4 protein-coding genes are annotated in these 4,169 nt (G+C 66.1%); all 4 read left to right on the top strand.

All coding sequences use genetic code 11. The features are described from left to right. Positions 1-87 precede the first annotated feature (87 nt). Genes EOA29_RS27565 through EOA29_RS27550 form a run of 4 tightly spaced genes read left to right on the top strand, consistent with a single transcriptional unit; the run spans position 88 to position 4,128 of the window. Positions 88-1,029 (top strand): ABC transporter permease, encoded by a 942-nt coding sequence (locus tag EOA29_RS27565; RefSeq protein ID WP_126093750.1) that lies wholly within the window; start codon positions 88-90, stop codon positions 1,027-1,029. Then, positions 1,029-1,892, top strand: coding sequence for an ABC transporter permease (locus tag EOA29_RS27560; protein WP_126093751.1), 864 nt, complete (start codon positions 1,029-1,031; stop codon positions 1,890-1,892). Before EOA29_RS27565 ends, EOA29_RS27560 begins: the two co-directional genes overlap by 1 nt. Then, a complete protein-coding gene (locus tag EOA29_RS27555; protein WP_126093752.1) occupies positions 1,892-3,112 on the top strand; it encodes an amidohydrolase/deacetylase family metallohydrolase in 1,221 nt (406 codons plus the stop codon). The genes EOA29_RS27560 and EOA29_RS27555 overlap by 1 nt, the downstream gene beginning before the upstream one ends. After that, on the top strand, positions 3,109-4,128 hold the full coding sequence (locus EOA29_RS27550; protein WP_126093753.1) for an ABC transporter ATP-binding protein: 1,020 nt from the start codon (positions 3,109-3,111) through the stop codon (positions 4,126-4,128). The genes EOA29_RS27555 and EOA29_RS27550 overlap by 4 nt, the downstream gene beginning before the upstream one ends. Positions 4,129-4,169 lie beyond the last annotated feature (41 nt).

Here is a 4,169-nt window from a genome sequence, read left to right as displayed (position 1 = left end):
CAACCGGGGCAGGCAAAAAGGGTGCCGGCCGTTCTCGGTCGGCACCCGAGAACATTCGATAGATCACCGAAGACAGGCTGACCGCCGATGCTGCGCTCGATCCTCAACAGGCTTCTCGGCATGATCGTCGTGATGGCGCTGGTCGTCACCATCGTCTTTATCATCGTGCGGGTGACGCCCGGCGATCCGGCCGCCGTGATGCTCGGCCCGGATGCTTCCGCCGCCGATATCGCCGCGCTGCGCTCCAGGCTCGGCCTCGATGGCTCGATCCCGGAGCAATTCGGGCGTTACGTCCTCGGTCTCGTCCAGGGCGATTTCGGCCAGTCGATCTTCCTCAACGAGCCGGTCACGACGGCGCTCGCCCAGCGCGCCGAGCCGACCTTCTTCCTCACGGTGTTCTCGCTGCTGATCGCAACGCTGATCGCCTTGCCTGTCGGCATCCTGGCCGCCTACAAGCGCGGCTCGATCTTCGACCAGGCGACGACGGCCGTCGCCATGTTCGCGGCCAGCGTGCCGAGCTTCTGGCTGGGCCTATTGTTCATCCAGTTCTTCGCCGTCAGGCTCGGCTGGTTCGACACGTCCGGCTATGGCGGGCCGGGCGCATCCTTCGCCGTCAGGCTGAACCATCTCGCGCTGCCGGCGCTGGCGCTCGGCCTCGTCAGCTCGGCGCTGATCACGCGCTTCACCCGCGCCTCGATGCTCGACGTGCTCAACGACGACTATGTGCGCACCGCGCGTTCGAAAGGCATGAGCGAATGGCGCGTGGTGCTGAAGCACGCCTTCAGGAACGCGCTGATCCCGATCATCACGGTCATCGGGCTTACCGCCGCGCTGCTGATCTCAGGGGCCGTGGTCACCGAAACGGTGTTCGGCCTGCCGGGTGTCGGCAGCCTGGTCGTGTCGGCGGTGCTGCGGCGCGACTATCCGGTCATCCAGAGCGCGCTGCTGGTCATTGCCGGCCTCTACGTGCTGGTCAATTTCGCAATCGACATGCTCTACCTCGTCGTCGACCCAAGGGTTCGCTACTGATGGCCGCGATCTCCGTCCCGCTCCATTCCGAACCCAACATCCTGTCGCGGCTGATAGGCCGACCGACATCGGCCGTCGGCCTGACCGTGCTGGTCATCATCGTGCTCGCCGCAATCCTGGCGCCCGTCATCGCGCCCTATGCGCCGTCGAAACTCTCGATCGCCAGCCGGCTGCATCCGCCAAGCCTCGATCATCTGTTCGGTACCGACGATCTCGGCCGCGACGTGTTCACGCGCATGCTCTATGCCGCGCGTACCTCGCTCAGCGTCGGCTTCGCCGTGGTCATCCTCTCATCGATCATCGGCACGATTCTCGGGCTGACGGCGGGCTACTTCAAACGCCTCGACACACCGGTGTCGCGGCTGATCGATGCCATGATGGCGTTCCCGGATATCCTGCTGGCGATTGCATTGGTCGCCGCACTCGGCGCGACCGCGACCAATGTCGTGGTGGCGCTCGGCGTGGTCTATGCGCCCAGGATCGCCCGGGTCGTGCGGGCCTCGACGCTGGTCATCCGCGAACTGCCTTATGTGGAGGCGGCGCGGGCGCTTGGCGTGCCGACGCCGATCATCCTGATCCGCCACGTGCTGCGCAACGTCACCTCGCCGCTCCTGGTGCAGGGCACCTTCATCTTCGCCAACGCCATCCTGGCGGAGGCCGGCCTGTCCTTCCTCGGCGTCGGCATTTCGCCCGACATTCCAACCTGGGGCACGATGATCGCCACCGGCCGCCAATACATGGACCAGGCACCCTGGGTGATGATGTTTCCCGGTGCGGCAATCGTCGTGACGGTGCTGTCGCTGCAGCTCCTCGGCGACGGGCTGCGCGATCTTCTCGATCCACGTCTCGCCAAGGATATCTGATGTTTGCCAATCGCTTCCCCAAGGCCGAGCGACCGCTGCTGATCAGGAGCGCCAGACCTGTCGGGTTCGGCGACGGCGTCGGTCAGCCGATCGATGTCATGATCGACGAGCAGGGCCGTATCGCCGAGACCTCATCGGCAATCGCCGCCGGTGATCGCATCGAGGTCGTCGACGCCAAGGGCGCGTTCCTGTCGCCGGGCTGGACTGACCTGCATGTCCATGTCTGGTATGGCGGCACCGACATTTCGCTGCGCCCCGGGCAATGCGGCGCGACGCGCGGCGTCACCACGATGGTCGACGCCGGCTCCGCCGGCGAGGCGAATTTCCACGGCTTTCGCGAGTTCATCATCGAGCCGGCAAGAGAGAACGTCTACGCCTTCCTGAACATCGGCTCGATCGGTCTTGTCGCCTGCAACCGCGTCAGCGAGCTGATCGACATGCGCTCGATCGATTTCGACCGGACCATCGCCACGGTCGAGGCCAACCGCGATGTCATCGTCGGGCTGAAAGTCCGCGCCAGCCATGTCATCACCGGGGCCTGGGACCTGACGCCGGTGCGGCTCGCCAAGAAGCTCGGCCGCATCCTGAAACTGCCGATCATGGTGCATGTTGGCGAGCCGCCGCCGCTCTACGACGACGTGCTCGGCCTCTTGAGCGAGGGGGACATCGTCACCCACTGCTTCAACGGCAAGGCCGGCGGCTCGATCATCGAGGACGACGACCTCTACCGGCTTGCCGAGCAGGCGGCGGCGCGCGGTATCGTGCTCGACGTCGGCCACGGCGGCGCGTCCTTCTCCTTCGACGTCGCCAAGGCCGCGCTTGAACGCGGCCTGCCGCCGGCGACGATCTCGACCGATCTCCACAATCGATCGCTCGACGGCTCGGTCTGGGACATGGCCACGACCATGTCCAAGCTGTTGTCGCTCGGCATGAAATTCGAGGACGTGGTGGCGGCCTCGACCACGACGCCACGCCGCGCCATCCGCCTGCCGACCGAAAGGCTGCTGGAGAAAGGCAAGCCGGCGGAGTTCACGCTGTTCGACGTCGTCGACGCCGATCTCACGGTGCGCGATTCACAAGGCGCGTCGAGCACATTGCATCGGCTGTTCGAGCCGCGCCATGCCATCCTCGGCGCTGAGGCCGTGGCCGCGCATCGCCACGTGCCGGCGGAAGGCGAGGGCAGTTCGCACGCCTGTCCGCATTGCGGGTGGAAGTCATGAGCGGGCCTTTAGCCAGCGACGTCATCCTTTCGGTCCGCGATCTCAAGACCTGGTTCGTGACGCGCCGGGTGACGGCGAAGGCGGTCGATGGCGTGACCTTCGATCTCAAGCGGGGCAGGACGCTCGCGGTGGTCGGCGAATCCGGCTCCGGCAAGTCCGTTACCAGCCTCTCCATCATGGGGCTTTTGTCGCGGCCTGGAGCGATCGCCGGCGGCAGCATCCTGTTTCGCGACCGGCAGGAGCGCGTCCACGATCTCGCCGGCTTCAGCCAGCGGCAGTTCCGCAAACTGCGCGGCAGCGAAATCGCGATGATCTTCCAGGAACCGATGACCAGCCTCAATCCGCTGTTCACGGTCGGCGACCAGATCGGCGAAATGATCGCGCTGCATGAGCCCGTCGATCGCCGTGAGGCGCGCAGGCGCGCTTTAGCCATGCTGAAGCATGTCGAGATCCCGGATGCGGAATCGCGCTTGGACGACTATCCGCACCAGATGTCGGGGGGCATGCGGCAGCGGGTGATGATCGCCATGGCGCTGTCCTGCAGCCCGTCGCTCTTGATCGCCGATGAGCCGACGACGGCGCTCGACGTCACCATCCAGGCGCAGATCCTCGATCTGTTGCGCCGGCTTCAGGCCGAGATGGGCATGTCGATCCTGTTCATCACCCACAATCTCGGCGTCGTGGCCGAAATCGCCCATGATGTCGTCGTCATGTATGGCGGCCGCGTCGTCGAGCAGGCGCCAGTCAATGATCTCTTCGCGCATCAGCGTCACCCCTACACCAGGGGCCTGCTCGCCTGCACGCCGAACGCCGCCCGCGACATCGACGCCGCCGGGCAGCGCCGCGCGCTGCATTCGATCCCGGGCAGCGTGCCGCCGATCACCAACCTGCCGCCTGGCTGCGCCTTCGAGCCGCGTTGCGATTTCGCCATCACGCCTTGCAGGGCCGCGCCGCCGCCGTTGGTGCCGGCCGGCCCGCATGGCGCGTCCCGCTGCATCCGGAGCGCCGAGCTATGAGCACCGCATCCGTCATATCAGAAGAGGTGCGGCCGCTGCTC

The sequence above is a fragment of the Mesorhizobium sp. M1E.F.Ca.ET.063.01.1.1 genome (assembly GCF_003998155.1).
Taxonomy (GTDB): Bacteria; Pseudomonadota; Alphaproteobacteria; order Rhizobiales; family Rhizobiaceae; genus Mesorhizobium.
The sequence above is the reverse complement of the archived record's forward strand: the minus strand, read 5'-3'. Positions and strand labels throughout refer to the sequence as shown.